The sequence below is a fragment of the Providencia sp. genome (assembly GCF_003533305.1).
In the GTDB taxonomy this organism is placed as follows: domain Bacteria; phylum Pseudomonadota; class Gammaproteobacteria; order Enterobacterales; family Enterobacteriaceae; genus Providencia.
Genome location: NZ_DOEH01000022.1, coordinates 32634 through 55870 on the forward strand (window position 1 = coordinate 32634; position 23237 = coordinate 55870).

General features: G+C 41.2%; 21 protein-coding genes. 19 read left to right on the forward strand and 2 right to left on the reverse strand.

Features of this window, described 5'->3' with window-relative positions; translation table 11 throughout:
- Window positions 1–12 precede the first annotated feature (12 nt).
- The 8 genes from hutH to DD649_RS14065 all read left to right on the forward strand — a co-directional run bounded on the left by hutH (window position 13) and on the right by DD649_RS14065 (window position 8225).
- Window positions 13–1545, forward strand: coding sequence for a histidine ammonia-lyase (hutH, locus tag DD649_RS14030; RefSeq protein ID WP_294107935.1), 1533 nt, complete (start codon window positions 13–15; stop codon window positions 1543–1545).
- Between the two features lie 215 nt (window positions 1546–1760).
- Window positions 1761–3152 carry an amino acid permease gene (locus tag DD649_RS14035; RefSeq protein ID WP_294107937.1) on the forward strand — a complete coding sequence of 464 codons (1392 nt, stop codon included), beginning with the start codon at window positions 1761–1763 and terminating at the stop codon, window positions 3150–3152.
- 201 nt (window positions 3153–3353) lie between these two features.
- A complete protein-coding gene (gene prmB, locus DD649_RS14040) occupies window positions 3354–4286 on the forward strand; it encodes a 50S ribosomal protein L3 N(5)-glutamine methyltransferase (protein WP_294107939.1) in 933 nt (310 codons plus the stop codon).
- A 189-nt stretch (window positions 4287–4475) separates the two neighbouring features.
- The gene (gene aroC / locus DD649_RS14045; RefSeq protein WP_294107941.1) at window positions 4476–5564 is read left to right on the forward strand and encodes a chorismate synthase; all 1089 of its coding nucleotides are present in this window, start codon (window positions 4476–4478) and stop codon (window positions 5562–5564) included.
- Between the two features lie 209 nt (window positions 5565–5773).
- Window positions 5774–6577 (forward strand): TSUP family transporter, encoded by an 804-nt coding sequence (locus DD649_RS14050; RefSeq protein ID WP_294107945.1) that lies wholly within the window; start codon window positions 5774–5776, stop codon window positions 6575–6577.
- Between the two features lie 17 nt (window positions 6578–6594).
- Window positions 6595–7143 (forward strand): elongation factor P hydroxylase, encoded by a 549-nt coding sequence (locus tag DD649_RS14055; protein ID WP_294107947.1) that lies wholly within the window; start codon window positions 6595–6597, stop codon window positions 7141–7143.
- Between the two features lie 34 nt (window positions 7144–7177).
- On the forward strand, window positions 7178–7450 hold the full coding sequence (locus DD649_RS14060; protein ID WP_294107949.1) for a YfcL family protein: 273 nt from the start codon (window positions 7178–7180) through the stop codon (window positions 7448–7450).
- A gap of 259 nt (window positions 7451–7709) precedes the next feature.
- Window positions 7710–8225 (forward strand): GNAT family N-acetyltransferase, encoded by a 516-nt coding sequence (locus DD649_RS14065; protein WP_294107951.1) that lies wholly within the window; start codon window positions 7710–7712, stop codon window positions 8223–8225.
- Between the two features lie 43 nt (window positions 8226–8268).
- Here DD649_RS14065 and mnmC read toward each other — a convergent pair whose 3' ends face one another.
- Window positions 8269–10305: a bifunctional tRNA (5-methylaminomethyl-2-thiouridine)(34)-methyltransferase MnmD/FAD-dependent 5-carboxymethylaminomethyl-2-thiouridine(34) oxidoreductase MnmC gene (mnmC, locus tag DD649_RS14070; RefSeq protein WP_294107953.1), complete on the reverse strand. Its 2037-nt coding sequence runs from the start codon at window positions 10303–10305 to the stop codon at window positions 8269–8271.
- A gap of 203 nt (window positions 10306–10508) precedes the next feature.
- On the opposite strand from mnmC, the gene fabB reads away from it, so the two are divergent.
- Window positions 10509–11723, forward strand: a complete 1215-nt coding sequence (gene fabB, locus DD649_RS14075) for a beta-ketoacyl-ACP synthase I (protein ID WP_294107955.1) — start codon at window positions 10509–10511, stop codon at window positions 11721–11723.
- Between the two features lie 508 nt (window positions 11724–12231).
- Here fabB and DD649_RS14080 read toward each other — a convergent pair.
- Window positions 12232–13152 carry an EamA family transporter gene (locus DD649_RS14080; protein ID WP_294107958.1) on the reverse strand — a complete coding sequence of 307 codons (921 nt, stop codon included), beginning with the start codon at window positions 13150–13152 and terminating at the stop codon, window positions 12232–12234.
- Window positions 13153–13253: 101 nt separating this feature from the next.
- Between DD649_RS14080 and DD649_RS14085 the strand changes: the two genes are divergently transcribed.
- From DD649_RS14085 to purF, 10 genes are all read left to right on the forward strand, one after another.
- Window positions 13254–14066 (forward strand): helix-turn-helix transcriptional regulator, encoded by an 813-nt coding sequence (locus tag DD649_RS14085; RefSeq protein ID WP_294107960.1) that lies wholly within the window; start codon window positions 13254–13256, stop codon window positions 14064–14066.
- 82 nt (window positions 14067–14148) lie between these two features.
- The gene (pdxB, locus tag DD649_RS14090; protein ID WP_294107962.1) at window positions 14149–15279 is read left to right on the forward strand and encodes a 4-phosphoerythronate dehydrogenase PdxB; all 1131 of its coding nucleotides are present in this window, start codon (window positions 14149–14151) and stop codon (window positions 15277–15279) included.
- 33 nt (window positions 15280–15312) lie between these two features.
- Window positions 15313–16323 (forward strand): aspartate-semialdehyde dehydrogenase, encoded by a 1011-nt coding sequence (locus DD649_RS14095; protein ID WP_336430860.1) that lies wholly within the window; start codon window positions 15313–15315, stop codon window positions 16321–16323.
- Complete coding sequence (gene truA, locus DD649_RS14100) at window positions 16323–17138, forward strand: tRNA pseudouridine(38-40) synthase TruA (RefSeq protein ID WP_294107966.1); 816 nt, start codon at window positions 16323–16325, stop codon at window positions 17136–17138. The genes DD649_RS14095 and truA overlap by 1 nt, the downstream gene beginning before the upstream one ends.
- 123 nt (window positions 17139–17261) lie before the next feature.
- Window positions 17262–17948: a DedA family protein gene (locus DD649_RS14105; protein ID WP_294107968.1), complete on the forward strand. Its 687-nt coding sequence runs from the start codon at window positions 17262–17264 to the stop codon at window positions 17946–17948.
- Window positions 17949–18053: 105 nt separating this feature from the next.
- Complete coding sequence (gene accD, locus DD649_RS14110; protein ID WP_294107971.1) at window positions 18054–19034, forward strand: acetyl-CoA carboxylase, carboxyltransferase subunit beta; 981 nt, start codon at window positions 18054–18056, stop codon at window positions 19032–19034.
- Complete coding sequence (gene folC / locus DD649_RS14115; RefSeq protein ID WP_294108088.1) at window positions 19027–20313, forward strand: bifunctional tetrahydrofolate synthase/dihydrofolate synthase; 1287 nt, start codon at window positions 19027–19029, stop codon at window positions 20311–20313. The genes accD and folC overlap by 8 nt, the downstream gene beginning before the upstream one ends.
- 5 nt (window positions 20314–20318) lie before the next feature.
- Window positions 20319–20981: a cell division protein DedD gene (dedD, locus tag DD649_RS14120; protein ID WP_294107972.1), complete on the forward strand. Its 663-nt coding sequence runs from the start codon at window positions 20319–20321 to the stop codon at window positions 20979–20981.
- 176 nt (window positions 20982–21157) lie between these two features.
- A complete protein-coding gene (cvpA, locus tag DD649_RS14125; RefSeq protein ID WP_336430861.1) occupies window positions 21158–21661 on the forward strand; it encodes a colicin V production protein in 504 nt (167 codons plus the stop codon).
- Window positions 21662–21674: 13 nt separating this feature from the next.
- Window positions 21675–23192 carry an amidophosphoribosyltransferase gene (gene purF / locus DD649_RS14130; RefSeq protein ID WP_294107974.1) on the forward strand — a complete coding sequence of 506 codons (1518 nt, stop codon included), beginning with the start codon at window positions 21675–21677 and terminating at the stop codon, window positions 23190–23192.
- Window positions 23193–23237: the final 45 nt, after the last annotated feature.

Sequence of the window (23237 nt, forward strand, 5' to 3'; positions counted from 1 at the left end):
GGGGTGCCACCGATGACTAAATTAACTATTCACCCAGGAAAAATGACACTCGACGATTTGCGCAATGTTTTTGAGCATTCAGTCACTATCTCGCTAGATAAACGTTCTCATACTGCGATTGAAAAAAGTGTTGCTACTGTAAATCAGATTATTGCTGAAGATAAAACGGCCTATGGCATCAATACTGGATTTGGGTTACTGGCGAATACCCGTATTGCCACCAAAGATTTGCAATCATTACAACGGTCAATCGTGATGTCCCATGCCGCAGGTGTGGGCGAGCCATTAGAAGATGAAATAGTTCGATTGATAATGGTACTTAAAGTAAACAGTCTTGCTCGTGGTTTTTCAGGTATTCGCCTTGAGGTGATTAATGCTTTAATTGCGATGGTAAATGCGGAAGTTTATCCATTCATACCAGCCAAGGGTTCTGTAGGGGCATCAGGTGATTTAGCTCCGCTTGCTCATATGAGTTTGATTTTATTAGGTGAAGGTAAAGCTCGTTTCCAAGGAAAATGGATCTCAGCGAAAAAAGCATTAGAAAAAGCTGGATTGTCACCATTAAAACTAGAGGCGAAAGAAGGACTTGCGCTGCTAAATGGTACTCAGGTGTCAACGGCATTTGCACTTAAAGGATTATTTGAGGCTGAAAATCTACTCCTTTCTGGCATTGTTTGTGGTGCATTGAGTGTTGAAGCAACTTTGGGTTCTCGTAAACCTTTCGATGCACGAGTTCAAGAGGTTCGCGGTCAAAAAGGACAAATTGATGTCGCGGCATTGTTCCGTGAAGTCTTGACGTCAAATAGCGAACTATCTCATTCCCATGAAAATTGTATTAAGGTGCAAGACCCTTACTCTTTGCGTTGTCAGCCACAGGTCATGGGTGCTTGTTTAACTCAAATTCGCCAAGCGGCAGAAGTTATTCTTATTGAGTCAAATGCAGTGTCAGATAATCCATTGGTATTTACTGACAATGGCGACATTATTTCAGGTGGAAACTTCGATGCGGAGCCTGTGGCGATGGCATCGGATAATCTTGCCCTTGCATTTGCTGAAATTGGTGCGTTATCGGAAAGACGTATTGCGTTATTGATGGATACGCATATGTCTCAGTTACCGCCATTTTTGGTGAATAACGGCGGCGTAAACTCAGGCTTTATGATTGCACAAGTGACAGCAGCAGCGCTTGCGAGTGAAAATAAAGCCTTAGCGCATCCTTCAAGTGTTGATAGCTTACCGACGTCAGCGAATCAGGAAGACCATGTTTCTATGGCGCCTGCCGCAGGTCGTCGCTTGTGGGAAATGGCCAAAAATGTAACCGGTATTTTAGCCATCGAATGGCTATCTGCTTGCCAAGGCATGGATTTTCGCGAAGGGCTAAAATCGAGTGAAGTCCTAGAAAAAGCGCGATCAACACTGCGTAATCAGGTCGCGTATTACGATAAAGATCGCTACTTTGCACCCGACATTGAAGCTGCGATCGAATTGATTAATCAACATAAATTATCAACATTGTTTTCTACAGGGACAATCTTCCCTAAATAGCATATCAAGCAAAGAAAAGGCAGCCGGCGACGTATCGGCTGCCCGAAGTATTTATACCCGTTATACTTCAAGTTGCATGCTTGTGGACTTCTTTTAGCTGCCTGAATTGCATTCTAGAGCATGCTTATCCAGATAGCTTCATCTGTCGCCTACATGTAGCCTGAATTATTTTGTGTATATCTGCAAGACTAATAAAATAATATGAAGGATAAATCATGCAAAGCACATCACAACTTGCACGCGGGCTTTCTGCGCGTCATATACGATTTATGGCTTTAGGTGCTGCAATCGGTACGGGGCTATTTTATGGTTCAGCAAAAGCAATACAAACAGCAGGTCCGGCGGTACTGCTTGCCTATATAATTGGTGGCGCGGCTGTTTTTATGGTGATGCGTGCTTTAGGTGAAATGGCGGTTCATAGCCCACTTGCAGGCTCTTTCTCACAATATGCAAGCCATTACTTAGGGCCTAGAGCCGGTTTTTTCACGGGCTGGACTTACGTTTTTGAAATGCTGATTGTTTGTCTGGCAGATGTGACCGCATTTGGTTTCTATATGAAGCTATGGTTCCCTGATGTTGCACAGTGGATATGGGTTTTAAGTATTATCTGCTTTATTGGTGCAATTAACCTTTGCCATGTGAAAACGTTTGGTGAAATGGAGTTTTGGTTATCGCTGATTAAAATTGTCGCTATCATCGCGATGATAGTTGGCGGTGCGGCAATTATGATGTTTGGTTTTGGTGTCTCAGCAGACCATGCTGTGGGTGTTTCGAACCTATTTATTCACGATGGATTTATGCCAAATGGAATAGGTGGGGTGATAGCCTCCTTTGCCGTGGTGATGTTTGCGTTCGGTGGAATAGAAGTGATTGGGATCACGGCCAGCGAAGCAAAAAATCCTGATGTGACTATCCCTAGAGCTATCAATGCTGTTCCTATTCGTATCTTATTATTCTATGTGTTGACCTTATTTGTCCTGATGTGTATTTATCCTTGGAACCAAATTGGTCAGCAAGGTAGCCCGTTTGTTCAAATTTTTGATAGTTTAGGTATTCAATCTGCGGCTAATATTTTAAATGTCGTGGTAATAACCGCCGCAATATCTGCGATTAATAGTGATATTTTTGGTGCAGGACGCATGATGTATGGCATGGCTCATGAAGGACAGGCACCTAAAGTATTTACTAAGTTAACTAAGAATGGTGTGCCTTGGATGACTGTGTTAGTCATGGTTGCAGTCTTATTAATTGGTGTTGTTTTAAATTATCTAATCCCTGAAAGTGTTTTCTTAGTGATTGCATCTATTGCAACCTTTGCCACTATTTGGGTTTGGTTGATGATTTTGCTCTCTCAGTTTGCGATGCGCAAAAAAATGACGCCAGAAGAAGTTAAACAGATAAAATTCCCTGTGCCTATGTGGCCTGTCGCACCGATTATTGCGATTGTATTCATGTTATTTATTTTTGGTGTGTTGGGTTATTTTGAAGATACACGAATAGCATTGTATGTTGGAATTATATGGCTGGTACTTTTGAGTATCGCTTATACCTTATGGGTAAAAAAAACCGTTAAACAAACGGAAGTGCTTGTACAAAATGAAAGTTAAAAACACAATATAATTAATCATGAAATAATGCCTTCGGTGAAGACCGAGGGCATTAATAAGACAAAATATCATTCAAATAGCCCTTCTTGAGCATGTTCATCTTTATTTTATTGTATTAATCTGCTGATTTGTCTCTCACTTCGTGGCAAACTTTAACCATTCAAATATTACCTTTCAATAGACCGACTGGAGAATCCCTTTTTGGAAAAGATTTTCGTTGATGAAGCTGTAGCAGAACTTCACACTATTCAGGACATTTTACGTTGGACAATGAGCCGCTTTAATGCTGCCAATGTTTATTATGGTCACGGTACTGATAACGCATGGGATGAAGCGCTACAACTGGTGCTACCTACTCTTTACTTACCGCTCGACTTACCCGATGAGCTCCTCACATCGCGTCTAACGCCAACAGAACGTCATCGTATTATTGAGCGTGTATTACGTCGTATTAATGATCGCATACCCGTGGCCTATTTAACGAATCGCTCGTGGTTCTGTGGTCATGAATTTTATGTGGATGAGCGTGTATTAATTCCTCGTTCACCTATTGCTGAGTTAATTAACAACCATTTTGTGGGTTTATTATCGGATGAGCCGCAAAATATTTTAGACTTATGTACGGGGAGTGCGTGTATTGCGATTGCTTGTGCTTATGAATTCCCTGATGCAGAAGTGGATGCGGTTGATATTTCTGCGGATGTGCTAGCCGTTGCTGAGCAAAATATTGCTAATCACGGCTTAGAGCACCGCGTTATACCAATGCGCTCTGATTTATTCAGAGATATGCCTGATATCAAATATGATTTGATTGTCACTAATCCGCCTTATGTTGATGCTGAAGATATGGCCGATCTACCTGAAGAATTCCGTGTTGAGCCTGAACTCGCACTTGCAGCAGGTAGTGATGGTTTAAAATTGACTCGTCGTATTTTAGCTAATGCGCCACGTTTTCTGACGGAAGAGGGGGTTTTGATCTGCGAAGTCGGAAACAGCATGGTGCATTTAGTTGAACAGTACCCAGAAGTTCCCTTTATTTGGCTTGATTTTGAATACGGTGGAGAAGGTGTATTCATGTTGACGCGTGAGCAACTTGTTGAACATCACGGGCTTTTTGACTTGTATATTGACTAATTAGTAAACTCATTATATTCAAGTTTCAGCTTTGTTTATCGTGCACATTTGTGCGAACTACATATTATGTATACCTTGCTGTTGCTTGAGTTATTGAGAGAATAGTTGCACTGTTTCATAGAATAATGTAATCAAATACAACATCGCATATTAATAATATAAGCATAGACTTAAAATAGGAAACTCGGGATGGCTGGAAATTCAATAGGGCAACTTTTTCGTGTTACAACATTTGGTGAATCTCATGGATTGGCATTAGGTTGTATTATCGATGGGGTACCGCCGGGGTTATCGCTGACTGAGGCAGATTTACAAGTCGATTTAGACCGTCGTCGCCCTGGTACATCACGTTACACCACGGCGCGCCGAGAACCTGACCAAGTAAAAATATTGTCAGGGGTTTTTAATGGCATCACGACAGGAACTAGCATTGGTTTATTGATTGAAAATACCGATCAACGTTCGCAAGATTATGGTTCAATTAAAGATGTTTTCAGACCTGGGCACGCCGATTATACCTATGAGCAAAAATATGGTCAGCGCGATTACCGTGGTGGTGGACGTTCATCTGCCCGTGAAACGGCGATGCGAGTTGCTGCTGGTGCGGTTGCTAAAAAATATCTGCAAGAAAAGTTAGGTATTCAAATTCGTGGTTGTTTGACTCAAATGGGTTCCATTGAATGCGAAATCAAAGATTGGTCAATTGTCGAAGAAAATCCATTTTTCTGCCCAGATCCGACTAAGCTTGATGCCCTTGATGAATTGCTGCGTGGATTGAAAAAAGAAGGTGATTCTATTGGCGCTAAAGTCACTGTTATTGCTGAAAATGTTCCCGCAGGACTAGGTGAACCCGTATTTGATCGCTTAGATGCCGATCTTGCTCATGCCTTAATGAGTATTAATGCGGTGAAAGGCGTTGAAATTGGTGATGGCTTCGGTGTTATTAGCTTGAAAGGCAGTGAAAATCGCGATGAAATTACTCAACATGGTTTTACTTCAAATCATGCAGGGGGGATTTTAGGTGGTATCAGTAGCAGCCAGCCTATCGTGGCGCATATTGCGATGAAACCGACATCAAGCATTACTGTTTCAGGTAAAACACTTAATCGTGATGGTGAAGAAGTGGAAATGATCACCAAAGGTCGTCATGACCCTTGTGTGGGTATTCGTGCAGTGCCGATTGCCGAAGCGATGATGGCGATTGTTTTGATGGATCACTACTTACGTCATCGTGGGCAGTGTGCTGATGTTATCCCGACAATGAAACCTTTTGCATAAAACCCCATAGCTAATCTGATTGATGTTTGTTTATAGGGTTATTCAGTAGGTAGATGAGATTATCTGCCTACTGATAAATAAAGGTTTGGATGATGCCTTTTTCAAAATATCTCATCTGGGCAGTGATACATTTGTTTATTAGAGGCGCTTATCGCTATGGATAAATAAAGGTATATTACGTCATTATTTTCTTTGTCTGGATTGTGAAAATGGATTGGCTGACCGCCGTTGCACCGGAAGTTTATTTACTGCTTTTTTTCGTTGCTCTCTTTGCTGGTTTTATTGACTCTATTGCTGGTGGCGGTGGTTTACTGACTATACCGGCACTGCTATCTGTGGGTATTACCCCCGTTGAAGCCTTGGCGACCAATAAATTGCAAGCGGTAGGCGGCTCATTTTCGTCAACCCTCTATTTTGTTCGGCGAAAAGCGATTAATCTGCGTGAACAAATCTTTCCTTTCATTATGACAATGATAGGCGCGATGATTGGTGCAATTGCTATCCAGATGATTGATACCGCATTTCTCAAGCAGTTATTGCCTATTATGGTCATCTGCGTGGGGCTCTATTTCTTATTGACGCCATCTATTGGTGCGCAAGACCGACAGCAACGCGTTAGCATGCCTGTATTTGGGGTGGCAATTGGCATGAGCTTAGGTTTTTATGATGGCGCATTCGGCCCAGGCACTGGCTCATTTCTGGCATTGGGCTACGTATTATTACTTGGTTATAATTTAGCGAAAGCGACTGCTCATGCAAAATTACTCAATTTTGCCTCTAATTTTGGCTCCTTAGTGTTTTTTATTATCGGAGGTCATGTTCTTTGGGTACTTGGCTTTGTTATGCTAATCGGCCAAATGATCGGTGCTAGGTTAGGTGCGCGCTTAGTATTGACTAAAGGACAAAAACTTATCCGACCAATGATTGTGATTATTTCATTGCTAATGAGCATTAAATTGCTTCATGACAGCCATGGCGACGTGATCAAAGCTTGGTTTCTCTCATTATTTTAAGATGATTTGAATTATTCATGACTAAACATAATTATCAGCAATTAATTAATATCTTCGACGAATGTTTTGGTGCGGAATATAACACCAAGTTGGTAAAAGGGGATGATGAGCCTATTTATTTACCTGCGGATGAAACTATTTCTTATCATCGCATTGTTTTTGCACATGGATTTTTCACGAGTGCGCTGCATGAAATTTCACACTGGTGCATTGCGGGAGAAGCAAGGCGTCAGCAGGTCGATTACGGCTATTGGTACTGCCCAGATGGGCGTGATGCAAAGACTCAATGTGATTTCGAAGTGGTGGAAATTAAGCCTCAAGCATTTGATTGGTTATTTTGCGTGGCAGTGGGGATCCCATTTAATGTCAGCTGTGACAACCTAGAAGGTGATTTTGAACCAGATCGCATTGCTTTTATGCGCAAAGTTCACGCACAAGTGATGTTATATTTAGAAAATGGTATCCCAGAACGACCATTACGCTTTGTTAATGCGTTACAATCGTTTTACAATACGCCTCCACTTTGCGCGGAAGCATTCCCTTATCCGGAAGATATCTTCGCTTAATAAATCAAAACACTCATGATAGTAAGGATTAAGCATGCTTGCGGATTTTGAAACACGCATACTGACAAAAATTGATGATATGGTCGAACACGCTAGCGATGACGAATTATTTGCGGGTGGATACTTGCGTGGTCACTTAACCCTTGCTGTGGCAGAACTAGAAGAAGAAAACCAAACAAGCGCAGATGCGTTATATCAACGTGTTGAGCAAAGTATTCAAACTGCGATTAAAGCTGGCGAGCTGACACCACCTGATCAGATCTTGGTGTTGGGGATGTGGGGGCAGCTGTTGAACGAGGTGCGTTAATTACTCTTCATATTTCAAGCTGTGGTGGTGTTGGCTGCACTTGCCGGCTAATCGCAACTCTTCATATTTCAAGCTGTGGCGTTGTTGGCTGCGCTTGCTAACCCTAGTCACATACTTATGTATGCTCCTAGGGATTAGCTTCACTTGCCGCCTAGCCACAACTCGAACTATTTTGAGTAATGTTTATATGATTTTTTTTATATTGATTTAAACCGCTTTTAATTAAATTACTTCAATTAGTTAAACTTATCGAGTCATTATGTATTCCATTCGCCTTGCAAATCAATATGATGCTAAATATCTTCCTGCGGTTGAAAAATCGGCGGCTCAAACTTTTTTGGGACATGATAAATTTGGTTGGATAGCGCAAGGTAATGTGCAGACTGAGCAAGATCATCTGAAATTTATTCAATTACAAATGGAATGGATTGCAGTTAACAATAGTGATGAGCCTATTGGTTTTATTAATTTCGAAAAACACGAAAATAGCCTGCACATTTGCGAATTATCTGTTTGTCAGCAATGGCAAGGAAAAGGTATTGGCAAGCAGCTAATTAAGCAGGTTTTTAATACGGCAGTTAATTTAGGGATAGCGCGAATTACACTAACGACTTTTTGTGAAATTCCATGGAATGCACCTTACTATCAAAGTTTAGGTTTCTCAATTATTGAAAAAGAAAATCTAACATCTGCATTACAACAAATTGTGCAGCATGAGTTAGATATTGGTTTTGAACCCCAAGATAGATGTGCGATGGAAATTATTTTAATTTAAATAGTTGGTCTGCTAGATATAAATAACAGACCAATACAATTCATTAGTAAGGCTTTTTCACTTTCCTGCCAAGTAACAATTTTCTTACCCAAAATCGATTAGGATGCAATTCTGCTAAGGTTTCATCATCTAAAGGCAATGGCTGTCCAAAAATTTGCGATGCTAAAATTTCCGCACATAACGGTGCCGTTGAAAGACCGCGAGAACCTAAAGCGCCTAAAATAAATAAATTGGGGTGAACGGGGGCATTGGCGATAGATTGCTTGCGCGCCATTTGTTGAGGTAATTCTTTGTATATCAACATGAGCTTATCATAATCAGGGACATTGCCAACTAATGGCATATGGTCGCGGATGACACAGCGAATGCCTTGACGTGAACGTTGTTGTGATACATCGATTTCGTGTGGCCATGCTAGATCCGGCAGGTTATCAATGAGCTTTTGCTTGTTACCTTGCTGTTCTTCTTCACTATAATCAAAATCAAGATGCTCACGCTGATAACTCGCCCCTAAGCAATGTTGTTCATTTGATGAGTCTGCTGGGGTCAAATATCCTTCAAAACAGAGGACGTTTTTCAGTTTTTGGAGTGTTGGATTGGTTGGAATATGGCTGACTTGTCCACGAATAGGCGTGATTGGAATGTATTCGGTTTGTGTAAATTGTCTGAGTTTATAGCCATTAGCGATAACAATAGTTTGATGAATGAATTGTTTTGTTGTGCCAGCAACATCAATATCTAATTGCCAATTATCGTCGTTGTGCTCGAGTTGGTTAACCTCATGTTCAAAACAAAACTCAACACCTTGTGCTTGAAGATATTGAGTTAAACTGTCACAAAGTTGAGCAGGGCAAAGCCAGCCACCAGTAGCATAGTGAATACCTGAATGATTTACTTCCACTCCGCAAATTTCACTCAGTTGTTGTTTGCTTTTACCAACTGCAAAATTTTCTGGCCACTGTGTTTGTAACATGGTTTCAATTTTTTGAGCAATTTTATCATTATAGGCGAGTTGGCTAACACCGCACCACTGCCCATCAAATTCTAATCCTATGGTGGCGAGATAATGGTAAAAGCGCGAGGCAAATGGAAATGCACTGACAAAAAAACGTTCTAGGGGATCGTTATTGCCAGTGAGTAGCGGGTAAATTGCCCCTTGTCGATTTCCTGATGCATTTTGGGCTACTCGCTTGTCTTTGCAATAAAGTGTGACTTTAGCGCCGCGTTTCATCAAGGTATAAGCGGCGGTTAAACTGGCTAATCCGCCACCAATAATGGCAATATCATCAGTTTTACTGGCAGGTAATCGTGCAAACCATGGTGTTGGTAGATCAGTGCTTTTTTTAATTAAGCTACCAATTAGCATTTCACGCTTTTGACCAAAACCTTTGGCTTTATGAATGGCAAAACCTGCTTGTTGTAATCCTCTTTTGACAAAACCCGCTACGGTAAAAGTGGAAAATGTGGCATTATTTTTGGAAAATTTTGCCATTGTAGTGAACAGCTGTTCGCTCCACATAAGTGGGTTTTTTGATGGGGCAAATCCATCTAAAAACCAAGCGTCTATCTGATTGTTTAAGCTGAAATTAAGTTGAGATATCTGTTCATTAACGTCACCAAACCATAAATCTAAGGTTATCGCACCATTTTCTAAGAGTATTCTATGGTTTCCAGCTAGGGGCTGTGGCCAATATTCACATAATCGTTTTGATAGCGGGGCAAGTTCAGGCCAACAGCTGTGCGCTGTAATTAAATCTTGTTTTGTTAAAGGGTATTTTTCAAAGCTAATGAAATGTAAACGTTGTGTTGTAGCTTGTGGGTTAGCTAATTTGAATTGAACAAAAGCTTGCCATAACACGAGAAAATTCAATCCAGTACCGAATCCGGTCTCTGCAATAACACAGGTTTTAAATGGATGAGTTGAGAAACGTTCAGGGAAATGATTTCCGTGTAAAAACACATGGCGCGCTTCTTCTAAGCCACTTTGATTTGAAAAATAAATATCCTCAAATTGTTCAGACATTGGCGTACCTTCCTCATTCCAGCTAAGGTTTGCAGTCTCTATGGCTATCTTTTTCACGTTACAATCCATTTTTACTTAAATAATGGTTGAATTTTAGCGCTGATGACGGCGTAAGGCTACCTTCACATAAAAGTCTTATGAGTGTCATAAATAAAAAAATACAAATATTTACCCTGATCGGACTTGTTCAGCGTACAAGTGTAAGCTAAAGTGACTGCATGTAATCCCGCAATCAAATAATTATAGTTATGAGGTAACGAATGAAGCGTGCAGTCATCACTGGCCTAGGTATTGTTTCCAGCATTGGTAATAACCAGGAAGAAGTACTGGCTTCTCTGAAGGAAGGTCGTTCCGGGATCACTTTCTCAGAAGAATTTAAAGAGGCAGGGCTGCGTAGTCATGTCTGGGGTAATGTTAAAATGGATACTGACGGTTTGATTGACCGTAAGATCCGCCGCTTTATGAGCGATTGCTCAGTTTATGCTTACCTGTCAATGGAGCAGGCAATTAAAGATTCAAATCTAGCAGAAGACCAAGTTTCAAATTTACGTACTGGTATCGTTGTTGGTTCAGGTGGTGGTTCACCTCGTAACCAAGTGGCGGGTTCTGATGGTATGCGTGCTAAAGGTTTACGCGGCGTCGGTCCCTATATGGTAACGCGTGCAATGGCATCAGGTATTTCAGCTTGCTTGGCAACTCCGTTTAAAATTAAAGGCGTAAACTATTCAATTAGTTCAGCCTGTTCTACTTCTGCACACTGTATCGGCCACGCCGTTGAGCTTATTCAATTAGGTAAGCAAGATGTTGTTTTTGCTGGCGGTGGTGAAGAGCTGAGCTGGGAAATGACTTGTGAATTTGATGCAATGGGCGCATTGTCAACGAAATACAATGAAACGCCAGATAAAGCATCTAGAACCTATGACCAAGACCGTGACGGTTTTGTTATTGCAGGTGGTGGCGCGATTGTTGTTGTTGAAGAGTTAGAACATGCATTAGCACGTGGCGCGCACATCTATGCTGAAGTTGTGGGTTATGGTGCAACTTCTGATGGTGCCGATATGGTTTCTCCTTCAGGTGAAGGTGCGGTACGTTGTATGCAAATGGCAATGCACGGTATTGAAGGCAAAATTGACTATATTAATACTCATGGTACTTCAACGCCTGTAGGTGATACGAAAGAACTAGAAGCTATCCAAGAAGTGTTTGGTCATGATTCACCTGCAATTTCTGCAACTAAAGCAATGACAGGTCACTCATTGGGTGCTGCGGGTGCTCAAGAAGCAATTTATAGCTTATTGATGTTAGAGCATGGTTTTATTGCACCAAGTATTAACGTTGAAAATCTTGACGAAAAAGCAGCAGGTTTGAATATTGTGACTAAACCTACTGAGCAAGCACTGAATACTGTTATGTCAAATAGCTTTGGTTTCGGCGGTACAAACGCAACATTAGTGATGAGCAAATATAAAGCGTAATTTGTATTATATCGCGTCATTATTGTGCGAATAGAAAAAGCGAGAACTTAGGTTCTCGTTTTTTTTTTGAAAAAAAGTGATGAGTCTTGATGGAGAATCATTTTGTTAAATTATTGGTGCTGTAAGTATGAGAACTTATCTATGGTTGAAATCGTAAAATATATCTCATCACTTAAATGAAAAGGATCGATATGAATGTAACGAGGTTTCATTTTCCAATATTGAAGCAAGACTTGAGAATTTTAAAGGAAGCATTTTCGAAATATATAAAAAGCAAATTTAGTAGGATGATTAATAAAATATATAACATTGAGATCCCATTCCCATTGCACACGAAAAAGCATAGTCGCAATAAATATTAATAGGGGAATGAAAAGATATTTATCTAAATTAGCGTCATAAAGTATCTATATAAAAATAGCCCCACGGAAGTGGGGCATATTGGTTACGACATTGCATTCAAACTTGTATCACGCTATAGAATAGATAGACTGTAATCGTATCGTTATTATTGGCAGCTATCTTCCTGCGTTGTTTTTTTCCTACGGCTAAAGACTTGAGTTAGCGGCGTGCGGAGCTGTTGCGCTAGCATTACACCTAATAAAACCACACCTCCGCCTATTAAGTGATAGCTTTTTAATTCTTCACCGAGTGCAAAGATGGCAATAATGGCTGTAAATACCGGAGCAAGGTTCATAAATATTGACGTGGTATTGGCACCTAAGCGCATGACTCCTTGGATCCACATCGCAGGTGCAATAATGGATGCGGCAATACCCGCAAAAAGAACTAATCCAATATTATGACTATTTAAAGAGACGTCATCTGCTAATACAAAGCTTGGTATTAATAAAATCACGCCAAAAAAGATTTGTATATACAAAGAATCCCAGCTTGAGAGTTTAATCCCCCAGCGCTTAGTTAAAACACCATATAAGGCATAAGCGGCGGAAGCTATGATCATTAGTAACTCACCCGTACCTAAACCGTGTGTTAACAGACTACTTGGATTGCCTTGGCTGACTAGCCACACTAAGCCTGATAACGAGAGGGCTGCACCAACAACAATACCCACGGTTGGAATAATGCGTAGCACAAAAATACTAATAATAACTGTTAATAATGGAATTAATGAATTCATTATTCCCATGAATGTGGCACTGACAGTATGAGCTGCATAATAGGCAAGGCTTTGGTAGATCATCATGCCCAAAGCACCTAAAATGGCGAGCTGCCACCAATGTTTCATCACAATTTGTTTATTTTTAAGCACTGACCGAAAAACAAAAGGTGTCATCACCACAAGCGCTAAAGCCCAACGATAAAATGATATTGCAGCCGGATCTATTGCCGTCGCTGCTGCTTTGCTGACGATAGCATTGAGTGACCATAAAAAAACCGCAATGAGCGGAAAAAGAAAATTTTTCATTAAAAGCATTCTCCCAAATGAGTGGGACTAGTATACATCTGTCTGATTTTTTATATATACTGATTACCAGACATTCGATAACGTTTTTCAGACAGGATAAGATGCGAAATTCAAAATCTGACACTTGGTTAGTGAATGAATGCAATATTATTGAACCCACATTTATTGCATTACGTCATGAGCAAATTAATACCCAGACAGAGTACAAATCCCATGCACATGCATTTGGGCAGTTGCTTTATGTTGTCTGCGGTATTATGGAAATGGAGGTTGAGGGCAAACATTATCTAGCGCCGCCTGAATTTTGTATTTGGATACCGGCCAATACTCAACATGCTAGTTTTAGCAAGCAAAGTGTTAAATTTCGGATTATTGATTTTTCACAAAAATACAATGATAAATTTGCGCAGCGTGCTTGCGTGGTAAAGTTAAGTGCAATTTTCCATTCCATTATGACCGATATGTTTCTACGCGGTGTTTCACTACCCGAGACAGAACAAGATACGAGATTGGCTGAGGTATTAATTGACCAATTCGCTGTTTTGCCTTGCCAAGATACCTATTTACCGACCACTAAAGACCGTTTTCTAGCACCGATATTACAAGAATTACAAAAAGAACCTGCCGATAATACAACATTGGCGGAATGGGCGAAGCGCTATTATACCTCAGAAAGAACGCTATCAAGGCGTTGCCAGCAAGAATTGGGGATGTCTTTTAGTGAGTGGCGGCAACGTTTACGTTATTTACATGCAGTAGCCGCATTGGAACAAGGAAAAAGTGTCTATGAAGTCGCTCTTGATGTCGGCTACAGCTCTGCATCTGCTTTTATTGCTATGTTCCAGCAGATATCAGGTGTGACGCCTGACCGTTTTCGTTTAAAAGAGTTTATCGTGCAAGGTAATCTAGGGTAGTGGCTTTTATGGGAACGTGGCAAAATATAGGCCCTTGTTATATCTCGAGCAACAGATACGTCAATCTATTGGGACAAATTAAGTGAAAATTCTAGTTGATGAAAACATGCCATATGCTCAGCAGCTATTTAGTGAGCTAGGGGAAGTGAAAGCAGTGCCAGGGCGTCCAGTTCCAGAGAAAGAACTTGTTGATGCGGATGCCTTAATGGTGCGATCGATTACCAAGGTCAATAGCTCACTGTTGAATAACACGCCGGTTAAATTTGTAGGGACGGCAACCGCAGGTTTTGATCATGTTGATACTGAATGGCTATCTGAGGCCAATATTGCATTTTCTTCTGCCCCGGGTTGTAACGCTATCGCAGTAGTCGAATATGTTTTCTCTTCTTTATTGTTGCTTGCCGAGCGCGATAATTTTGATTTACGAGATAAAACTGTTGGTATTGTTGGTGTCGGCAATGTCGGTGGGCGTTTGCATCATCGCCTATCCGCTTGGGGGGTTAAAACGCTATTATGCGATCCTCCTCGAGCCGCTAATGGTGACGATGAAAACTTTGTGTCATTAGATGTTTTGCTTGAGCAAGCGGATGTTCTCACTTTTCATACGCCACTAAATATTTCTGGTGAATATAAAACTTTCCATTTAATGGATGAACCGCGGTTATCTAATTTGCGTGCTGGTACGATTTTAATTAATGCGAGTCGCGGCGAAGTGGTGGACAATCGAGCGTTATTACAACAGCTTAAACTAGGACAACAACTCAGTGTCATTTTAGATGTTTGGGAGCCTGAACCAAATTTAGACACTGAATTATTAGATTGGGTTGATATTGGTACACCTCATATTGCGGGTTATACCTTGGAAGGTAAGGCTCGGGGAACAACTCAAGTCTATGAAGCCTATTGTAAATTCTTGGGTAAACCCTGTGAAGTGTCGCTATCTTCACTGTTGCCAAAACCCGATATCAGTTCAATTACATTTAATGGTAAATTAACGCAAGGTCAACTCAAAAGATTAGTGCATCTAGTGTATGATGTGCGCCGTGATGATGCTGCACTGAGAGATGTCGCAGCGATAGCCGGTGAATTTGACAAGTTACGCAAACATTATCAAGAGCGCCGCGAATGGTCATCTCTTGAAATTTTGTGTGATGATGCACAAACTGCCATTCAACTGAATGCATTAGGATTTACTGCACAATTAGTTGAATAATAGCATTTGGTTTTTATTTTTAGAGGAACGACCATGACTGAAGGTTGGAATATTGCGTTATTAGGGGCAACTGGCGCAGTCGGTGAAGCCATTATTACTTTGCTGCAAGAAAGAGAGTTTCCTGTTGGCGAGCTGTATTTATTAGCAAGTGAACGAAGTGCAGGTGAAGTTATTCGTTTTAACGGTAAAAGCTACCCAGTCGAAGATGCTGCCAATTTTGATTGGTCTCAAGCTCAAATTGCTTTTTTTGCGGCGGGAGAAACCGCAAGTTTGCAATATGCAGAGCAGGCGGCACAAGAGGGTTGTATTGTTATTGATAGCAGTGGCGTTTTTGCTCAAGATCCTGACGTTCCTTTAGTTGTGCCAAGTGTTAATGCGCATGTTTTAGCTGATTATCGAAATCGAAATATTATTTCGTTAGCAGATAGCTACGTTAGCCAGTTATTAACCGCGATAAAGCCGTTGATTGATGCCGCAGGGATCGGCCGTATTACTTTAACGAATATGTTATCGGTTTCTGCACATGGTAAAGCGGCGGTTGATGAACTTGCAGGGCAAAGCGCGCGTTTACTAAATGGTATTCCGCCTGAAGAAGGGCGTTTTAGTAAGCAATTAGCATTTAATATGTTGCCATTATTAGGTGATATGGAAGGTACTGTCGTGCAAGAGCGCCGCCTTGTTGAGCAGGTGCGTAAAATTTTACAAGATGACGGCTTACCAGTTGCAGTCAGCTTTGTGCAGTCTCCGGTATTTTATGGTAATGCCCAAGTGGTTTATTTAGAGTCATTGAGGCCGATGGGTGCGGAAGAAGCGCGTGATGAACTTGAACGTTTTGCTGATATTCAGGTCTCAGAAGAGGGTGATTATCCAACTCAAGTTACAGATGCTTCGGGTAATGACCAACTCAGTATTGGTTGTCTACGTAATGATTATGGAATTCCTGAAATCTTACAGTTTTGGTCAGTTGCGGATAATGTCCGTTTTGGTGGCGCGTTAATGGCAATCGAAACTGCGGAAAAACTGGCTCAGGAGCTATTTTACTGATGTCAGAATCAAAAAAGTTATATCGTATCGCATTAGGTATTGAATATAACGGTAGTAATTATTACGGTTGGCAGAGTCAAAAAGAAGTCGTAAGTGTACAAGGTTGTCTCGAAGAGGCTTTATCTAAGATTGCAGCTGAGCCTATTCGAGTGCAATGTGCAGGACGTACGGATGCAGGCGTGCATGCAACAGGGCAGGTGGTTCATTTTGTCACCTCTGCATTGCGTAAAGAGTCAGCATGGACCATTGGGACTAATACCCATTTACCCAGTGATATTGCTGTGCGCTGGTCTCAACCTGTCGATGATGAGTTTCATGCACGTTTTAGCGCTACAGCTCGCCGATACCGTTATGTGATTTTTAATCATCGCTATCGAGCAGGAATATTATCAAATGGTATAACGCACTTTCATTATCCACTTGATGAAAAAAGAATGCATGAAGCTGCACAGGCACTTTTGGGTGAACATGATTTTACCTCGTTCAGAGCGTTACAGTGCCAGTCAAAAACACCTTGGCGGAATGTGATGGACGTGAATGTGAGCCGCCATGGTCATTATGTTGTGGTTGATATTAAAGCAAATGCGTTTTTACATCATATGGTTAGGAATATTGTTGGGAGTTTACTTGAGATAGGTTGTGGAAATCAGGATATTAACTGGATAAGCCATCTTCTTGAGTTACAAGATAGATCTAAAGCAGCTGCAACAGCTAAAGCCGAAGGGTTATACTTGGTGAAAGTTGATTATCTCGAAAAATATGAGTTACCTACGAGTGTGATGGGGCCTCTTTTTCTTGCCGATGAGCTGATGTAAATCTTATTTAATTTAACCTTAAAGTTGTTTGTAACATGAGGTGATAGTCAGCGATAAGGCTTACTACTAAGGTTCAAACGACGATGAGAAATAGCATGGATGCTATTCATAATGAGGATTTTTATGGAGTTTATCAGTTTTATTATCGATTTTATTTTGCACATCGATGTTCATCTTGCAGAATTAGTCGCAACCTATGGTAATTGGGTTTACGGCATTTTATTCCTTATTCTATTTTGTGAAACAGGACTTGTTGTTACGCCATTCTTGCCGGGAGACTCGTTATTATTTGTGGCGGGTGCGATTGCTGCATTAGATAGTAATGATTTAAATGTTCATTTAATGGTTGGTTTAATGATAGTCGCTGCGATTGTTGGAGATGCAGTAAACTATACTATAGGCCGTATTTTCGGTGAAAAGCTGTTTAAAAATCCAGATTCGAAAATTTTCCGTCGTGTTTATTTAGATAAAACCCACGCGTTTTATGAAAAGCATGGTGGAAAAGCGATTATCCTTGCACGATTTGTTCCAATTGTAAGAACTTTTGCGCCATTCGTTGCAGGAATGGGAAAAATGTCTTATCGTCATTTTGCCTTTTATAATGTGACCGGTGCGTTAATATGGGTGTTACTATTTACCTATGCGGGTTACTTATTTGGTGATTTACCGATAGTGCAACAAAATTTGAAATTACTGATAGTTGCGATTATCTTTATTTCAATTTTACCGGGGGTGATTGAAATAATTCGACATCGTCGTATTGCTGCAAAAGAAAAGCGTGCAGCTGCACAAAAAATGAATAACCGTTAGCAGGTTTAAAAAGTTTTTATCTACAGTGAGATATCATTGTGGTTTAATGGCAAAAAATTACATACTGGTGTTAGCCAGAGATCAAGCAGACAAAAAGGTCCATTAATGAGCTGGATTGAAAAGATTTTAAAGAAAGGTAACGTAACCCAATCGCATAAAGCGAATATCCCTGAGGGCGTTTGGACTAAATGTGACAGCTGTGGGCAAGTGCTCTACGGTGCTGAGCTTGAGCGTAATTTGTCGGTGTGTCCAAAATGTGACCATCACATGCGCATTCATGCACGTCAACGTCTTGAAGCCTTTCTTGATGAAAACTCAACAACAGAATTAGGTAGCGAGCTTGAGCCAAAAGATATTCTCAAGTTCCGTGATTCAAAAAAATACAAAGATAGACTTTCAGCTGCGCAAAAAGCTACAGGTGAAAAAGACGCTATCATTGTCATGAAAGGGACTCTAAAAGAGATGCCAATCGTGGCCGCTGCATTTGAATTTGCTTTTATGGGCGGTTCAATGGCGTCGGTTGTCGGGGCACGCTTTGTTCGTGCAGTGGAACAAGCTTTGGAAGATAACTGTCCATTAGTGTGTTTCTCATCAAGTGGTGGTGCGCGTATGCAAGAAGCACTACTGTCATTGATGCAGATGGCAAAAACCAGCGCAGCATTAGCGAAAATGCAAGAACGTGGTTTACCGTACATTTCTGTTTTGACTGACCCTACTATGGGTGGTGTTTCTGCCAGTCTTGCTATGTTAGGTGATATCAACGTTGCTGAACCTAAGGCTTTGATTGGTTTCGCAGGTCCGCGAGTTATCGAGCAGACTGTGCGTGAAAAATTACCTCATGGCTTCCAACGCAGTGAATTTTTATTGGAAAAAGGCGCAATTGATATGATTGTTCGCCGTCCTGAAATGCGAGATAAACTCGCCGAAATTCTTGCGATATTAACCAACAAACCGGGTTTCAGTGCGCCACCGGTTATTGTTATTGAAGATCCTGAAATCGAAATCGATATTACTGAAAATATTGAAGGTATCGATATCAATGAACGAGAAAAGGATCCTGCAAAGCTTAAAAAAAATGATGCGTAATTTAATCATTCCTAATGCCAAGTCTCCTTTGGAGGCTTGGCTTTCTTATCTCACCGACTTACATAGCCAAAATATTGATATGGGGTTGGAGCGAGTCGGGCAAGTTGCTCGTCAGATGAATTTAACGCAACCTGCGCCCCGTGTTATTACCGTTACCGGAACGAATGGGAAAGGCACAACTTGTCATACTCTTGAGTCCATTTTAATGGCAGCAGGGTTGAAAGTGGGTGTTTACAGTTCCCCGCACTTAGTCCGCTATACCGAACGTGTACGTATTCAAGGGTTAGAGCTTTCAGAAGCCGATTTTTGTCAAGCCTTTGCAACAATAGAGTCTCAGCGAGACAATATTTCCCTGACTTACTTTGAATACGGTACGTTAGCGGCTTTGCAATTGTTCAAACAAGCTAATTTAGATATTGTGATCCTCGAAGTTGGATTAGGTGGTCGCCTAGATGCAACGAATGTTGTTGATGCTGATATTGCTGCGATTACCAGTATTGCGCTAGATCACACTGATTGGCTGGGTTCCTCTCGTGAACATATCGGTTACGAGAAAGCGGGAATCTTCAGAAAAGGCCATTATGGTGTGGTTGGTGAACCTGACATGCCTGACTCAATAGGTGCATTTGCGGATGAGATTGGTACTTTGCTATTTCGTCGAGACAAAGACTGGCATTATGTAGAGCAGGGCGACAGTTGGTCTTGGCATAGCTCGCAGCAACAATGGCAAAAACTTCCTTTACCTAATGTGCCTTTAGCAAATGCAGCAACGGCGCTAGGTGTTATCAGTTGCTTGATGCAAATTGATCATCATTTAGCGCAGAAAATCACAGAAAAAGCGATACATCAAGGCTTGAGAACAGCTCAATTACCGGGACGTTTTCAAATTATCAGTAAAAAGCCATTAACCATACTTGATGTGGCACATAATCCTCATGCTGCCGGTTATTTAGTGACTAAGCTTGCGCAATTACCAGCGGTTGAAGGGCGACGTATACGTGCTGTTGTTGGAATGCTAGGTGATAAGGACATTCAAGGTACATTGAATTGTTTATCACAACAGGTTACTGATTGGTATGTTGCTTCACTGACGGAATTCAGAGGGGCGGATGTAGCGCAATTAAGCCAATACCTCGATAGTGCCAATGAATTTAGCTGCATTGAACAAGCTTGGCAAAAAGCAAACCTCGATGCAAAAGAACAAGATGTCATTATTGTTTGTGGCTCATTTCATACAGTAGCCCATGTTATGATGTTATTAGAAAAATCAAAAGGATAGCGCTGGTGGCTAGTAAATTTCAAAATCGTCTGGCTGGTGCCGTTGTATTAGTCGCAGTGGGGGTAATTGTGCTTCCTGCTCTGCTTGATGGCGATAAGAAATATAATGAAAATGAATTTGCAGCCATACCTATCATTCCTAAACCGGGTGATGAAGAAGATATTGAAGCGATTGCGCCAATTACGCATAGCGCATCAACTGCTTCTTCAGAAGGGGCATCGGAGGCGATGCTTTCAGAGGCGCTCACTGAGCAAAAGCAAAGTGTACAGACCGCAGCTGCGAATCAAGTTTCTCAAGGCATAGCTAACGTTCCTGCGGCGATTGAAGCAGAGAAACCGAAGAAGCCAGAGCCTAAACCAGAACCAAAGCCTGAGCCTAAACCAAAAGTAGAGCCAGAGCCTAAGCCAGAACCAAAAAATGAGCCTCAAGGTAAAGCATTTGTGGTTCAAGTAATCGCATTGAATAATGCTGCCAAGGTTGAAGAGATAGTTGCGAAGCTTAGATTGTCTGGATATCAGGTTTATACCGTCCCAGCGAAACCGGTGAACAATAAGTTAACGCGTATTTATGTTGGGCCAGAAGCGTCAAGACAGAAATTAGAAGCTTCGCTTTCAGAGCTAAACGCAATTACAGGGACAAAAGGGATAATTCAAACATTTAAACCTTAATATTAAAATAAACATCCTTAAAATATGAAGGGATTTAGTAACTTACTGCGGCGATTATGATTTTTCTTTTCGCCGCTAATTTTTTTTAATTGAATGTAAAATGGTTACGCAAACGTTTTCGTTTTCTGTTAGAATGCATTCCGCTGCTGTCGTGAGTGCGAATTATGGAATGAAATATGGTCTGGATTGATTACACAATTATCGCCATTATTGGCTTCTCGGCACTAGTAAGCCTGATCCGCGGTTTTGTACGTGAGGCATTATCATTAATCACTTGGGGTTGTGCTTTTTTTGTTGCTAGCACCTTTTATCCTTACTTGGCGGATTATTTTACCCGCTTTGAGGATGTGTTAGTTCGAAATGGTATCGCCATTGCTGCCTTGTTTATTGCCACATTAATTGTGGGTGCAGTCGTTAACTATGTGATTAGCTCATTAGTACAAAAAACGGGATTATCGGGTACAGATCGTGTTCTGGGGATCTGTTTCGGTGCGTTGCGTGGTGTGTTAATTGTATCGGCATTACTATTCTTTCTCGATACATTTACGCCTCTTCCTCAAAGCGAGGACTGGCAACGTTCAGAACTTATTCCGCAGTTCAGTCATATAATCAGGTGGTTTTTTGACTACCTGCAAAATGCGTCAAGTTTCCTACCGGAGAATATTTCTCCGTCTGGCTGATGAGGAAAGACTAATGTGCGGTATTGTCGGGATCGCCGGTGTTACACCGGTAAACCAATCAATTTATGATGCATTGACGGTGCTACAGCACCGTGGGCAAGATGCAGCAGGTATTGCTACTATCGATGGCAATAACAATATTCGTTTACGTAAAGCGAATGGTTTAGTTAAAGATGTTTTTGAAACTCGCCATATGCTCAGATTGCAAGGTTGTATGGGGCTGGGACATGTTCGTTATCCAACGGCTGGCAGCTCTAGCGCATCTGAAGCTCAACCTTTCTACGTAAACTCTCCTTTTGGAATCACACTTGCTCATAATGGTAATCTGACAAACGCTCACGAACTCATGCGGAGTTTATTTGAGACAGCGCGCCGCCATGTGAATACGACTTCAGATTCTGAGATTTTATTGAATGTGTTGGCGTATGAATTAGACCGTTTCGATCATTTTCCTCTTGAACCAGATAATGTTTTTAGTGCCGTTTCTGCGATGCATAAAAAATTACGTGGTGCTTACGCCTGCGTTGCATTGATTATTGGCCATGGCATGTTGGCATTCCGTGACCCTCATGGGATTCGCCCTCTTGTATTAGGTCGCCGTATTCTTGAAAACGGTGCGCATGAATACATGGTTGCTTCTGAAAGTGTTGCGCTTGATACGCTAGGATTTGAATTTTTGCGTGATGTGGCACCAGGTGAGGCGGTGTATGTAACAGAAAAAGGTCAGTTATTTACACGCCAATGTTCTGATAACCCACAATTGACGCCGTGTATCTTTGAGTACGTATACTTTGCGCGCCAAGATTCATTTATCGATAAAATATCGGTATATAACGCAAGATTGCGTATGGGACAAAAACTGGGCGCTAAAATTGCGCGTGAATGGGATGATTTACATATTGATGTGGTGATCCCTATTCCAGAAACATCCTGCGATATTGCATTAGAAATTGCACATATCTTGGATAAGCCTTATCGACAAGGTTTTGTGAAAAATCGGTATGTTGGTCGTACTTTTATTATGCCTGGTCAGCAGGAGCGTCGTAAATCTGTCCGCCGTAAACTCAATGCAAACCGTGCCGAATTTCGCGATAAAAACGTGTTGTTAATCGATGACTCTATTGTTCGTGGTACCACGTCTGAGCAAATTGTTGAACTCGCTCGTGAGGCTGGGGCAAAAAATGTTTATTTTGCGTCAGCAGCGCCAGAAGTGCGTTTTCCAAACGTCTATGGTATCGATATGCCAAATGCCAATGAATTGATTGCTCATGGTCGGGAAGTAGACGAAATTCGCAAATTGATTGGTGCAGATGCACTTATTTTCCAAGATTTAACCGATTTAGTTGATGCGGTTCGCGAAGAAAATCCTGAAATTAATGAATTTGAGTGTTCGGTTTTTGATGGTATTTATGTCACTAAAGATATTGATCAAAGCTATTTAGATTACCTTGAAAATCTACGTAGAGATGATGAGTTAAAGCTTAAAGATAAGAATGAAGTTGAAGATTTAGAAATCTACAACGAAGGTTAAGTTTTATACATTTCCTTATTATTTAATTTAAGTGCCCGCCTTAAT

Excerpts from the sequence above, each read along its gene's own strand:
- hutH (WP_294107935.1), top strand. The coding sequence starts at position 13 with ATGACTAAATTAACTATTCACCCAGGAAAAATGACACTCGACGATTTG.
- DD649_RS14035 (WP_294107937.1), top strand. The coding sequence starts at position 1,761 with ATGCAAAGCACATCACAACTTGCACGCGGGCTTTCTGCGCGTCATATA.
- aroC (WP_294107941.1), top strand. The coding sequence starts at position 4,476 with ATGGCTGGAAATTCAATAGGGCAACTTTTTCGTGTTACAACATTTGGT.
- DD649_RS14050 (WP_294107945.1), top strand. The coding sequence starts at position 5,774 with ATGGATTGGCTGACCGCCGTTGCACCGGAAGTTTATTTACTGCTTTTT.
- DD649_RS14055 (WP_294107947.1), top strand. The coding sequence starts at position 6,595 with ATGACTAAACATAATTATCAGCAATTAATTAATATCTTCGACGAATGT.
- DD649_RS14060 (WP_294107949.1), top strand. The coding sequence starts at position 7,178 with ATGCTTGCGGATTTTGAAACACGCATACTGACAAAAATTGATGATATG.
- DD649_RS14065 (WP_294107951.1), top strand. The coding sequence starts at position 7,710 with ATGTATTCCATTCGCCTTGCAAATCAATATGATGCTAAATATCTTCCT.
- fabB (WP_294107955.1), top strand. The coding sequence starts at position 10,509 with ATGAAGCGTGCAGTCATCACTGGCCTAGGTATTGTTTCCAGCATTGGT.
- DD649_RS14080 (WP_294107958.1), bottom strand. The coding sequence starts at position 13,152 with ATGAAAAATTTTCTTTTTCCGCTCATTGCGGTTTTTTTATGGTCACTC.
- DD649_RS14085 (WP_294107960.1), top strand. The coding sequence starts at position 13,254 with ATGCGAAATTCAAAATCTGACACTTGGTTAGTGAATGAATGCAATATT.
- DD649_RS14095 (WP_336430860.1), top strand. The coding sequence starts at position 15,313 with ATGACTGAAGGTTGGAATATTGCGTTATTAGGGGCAACTGGCGCAGTC.
- truA (WP_294107966.1), top strand. The coding sequence starts at position 16,323 with ATGTCAGAATCAAAAAAGTTATATCGTATCGCATTAGGTATTGAATAT.
- DD649_RS14105 (WP_294107968.1), top strand. The coding sequence starts at position 17,262 with ATGGAGTTTATCAGTTTTATTATCGATTTTATTTTGCACATCGATGTT.
- accD (WP_294107971.1), top strand. The coding sequence starts at position 18,054 with ATGAGCTGGATTGAAAAGATTTTAAAGAAAGGTAACGTAACCCAATCG.
- folC (WP_294108088.1), top strand. The coding sequence starts at position 19,027 with ATGCGTAATTTAATCATTCCTAATGCCAAGTCTCCTTTGGAGGCTTGG.
- cvpA (WP_336430861.1), top strand. The coding sequence starts at position 21,158 with ATGGTCTGGATTGATTACACAATTATCGCCATTATTGGCTTCTCGGCA.
- purF (WP_294107974.1), top strand. The coding sequence starts at position 21,675 with ATGTGCGGTATTGTCGGGATCGCCGGTGTTACACCGGTAAACCAATCA.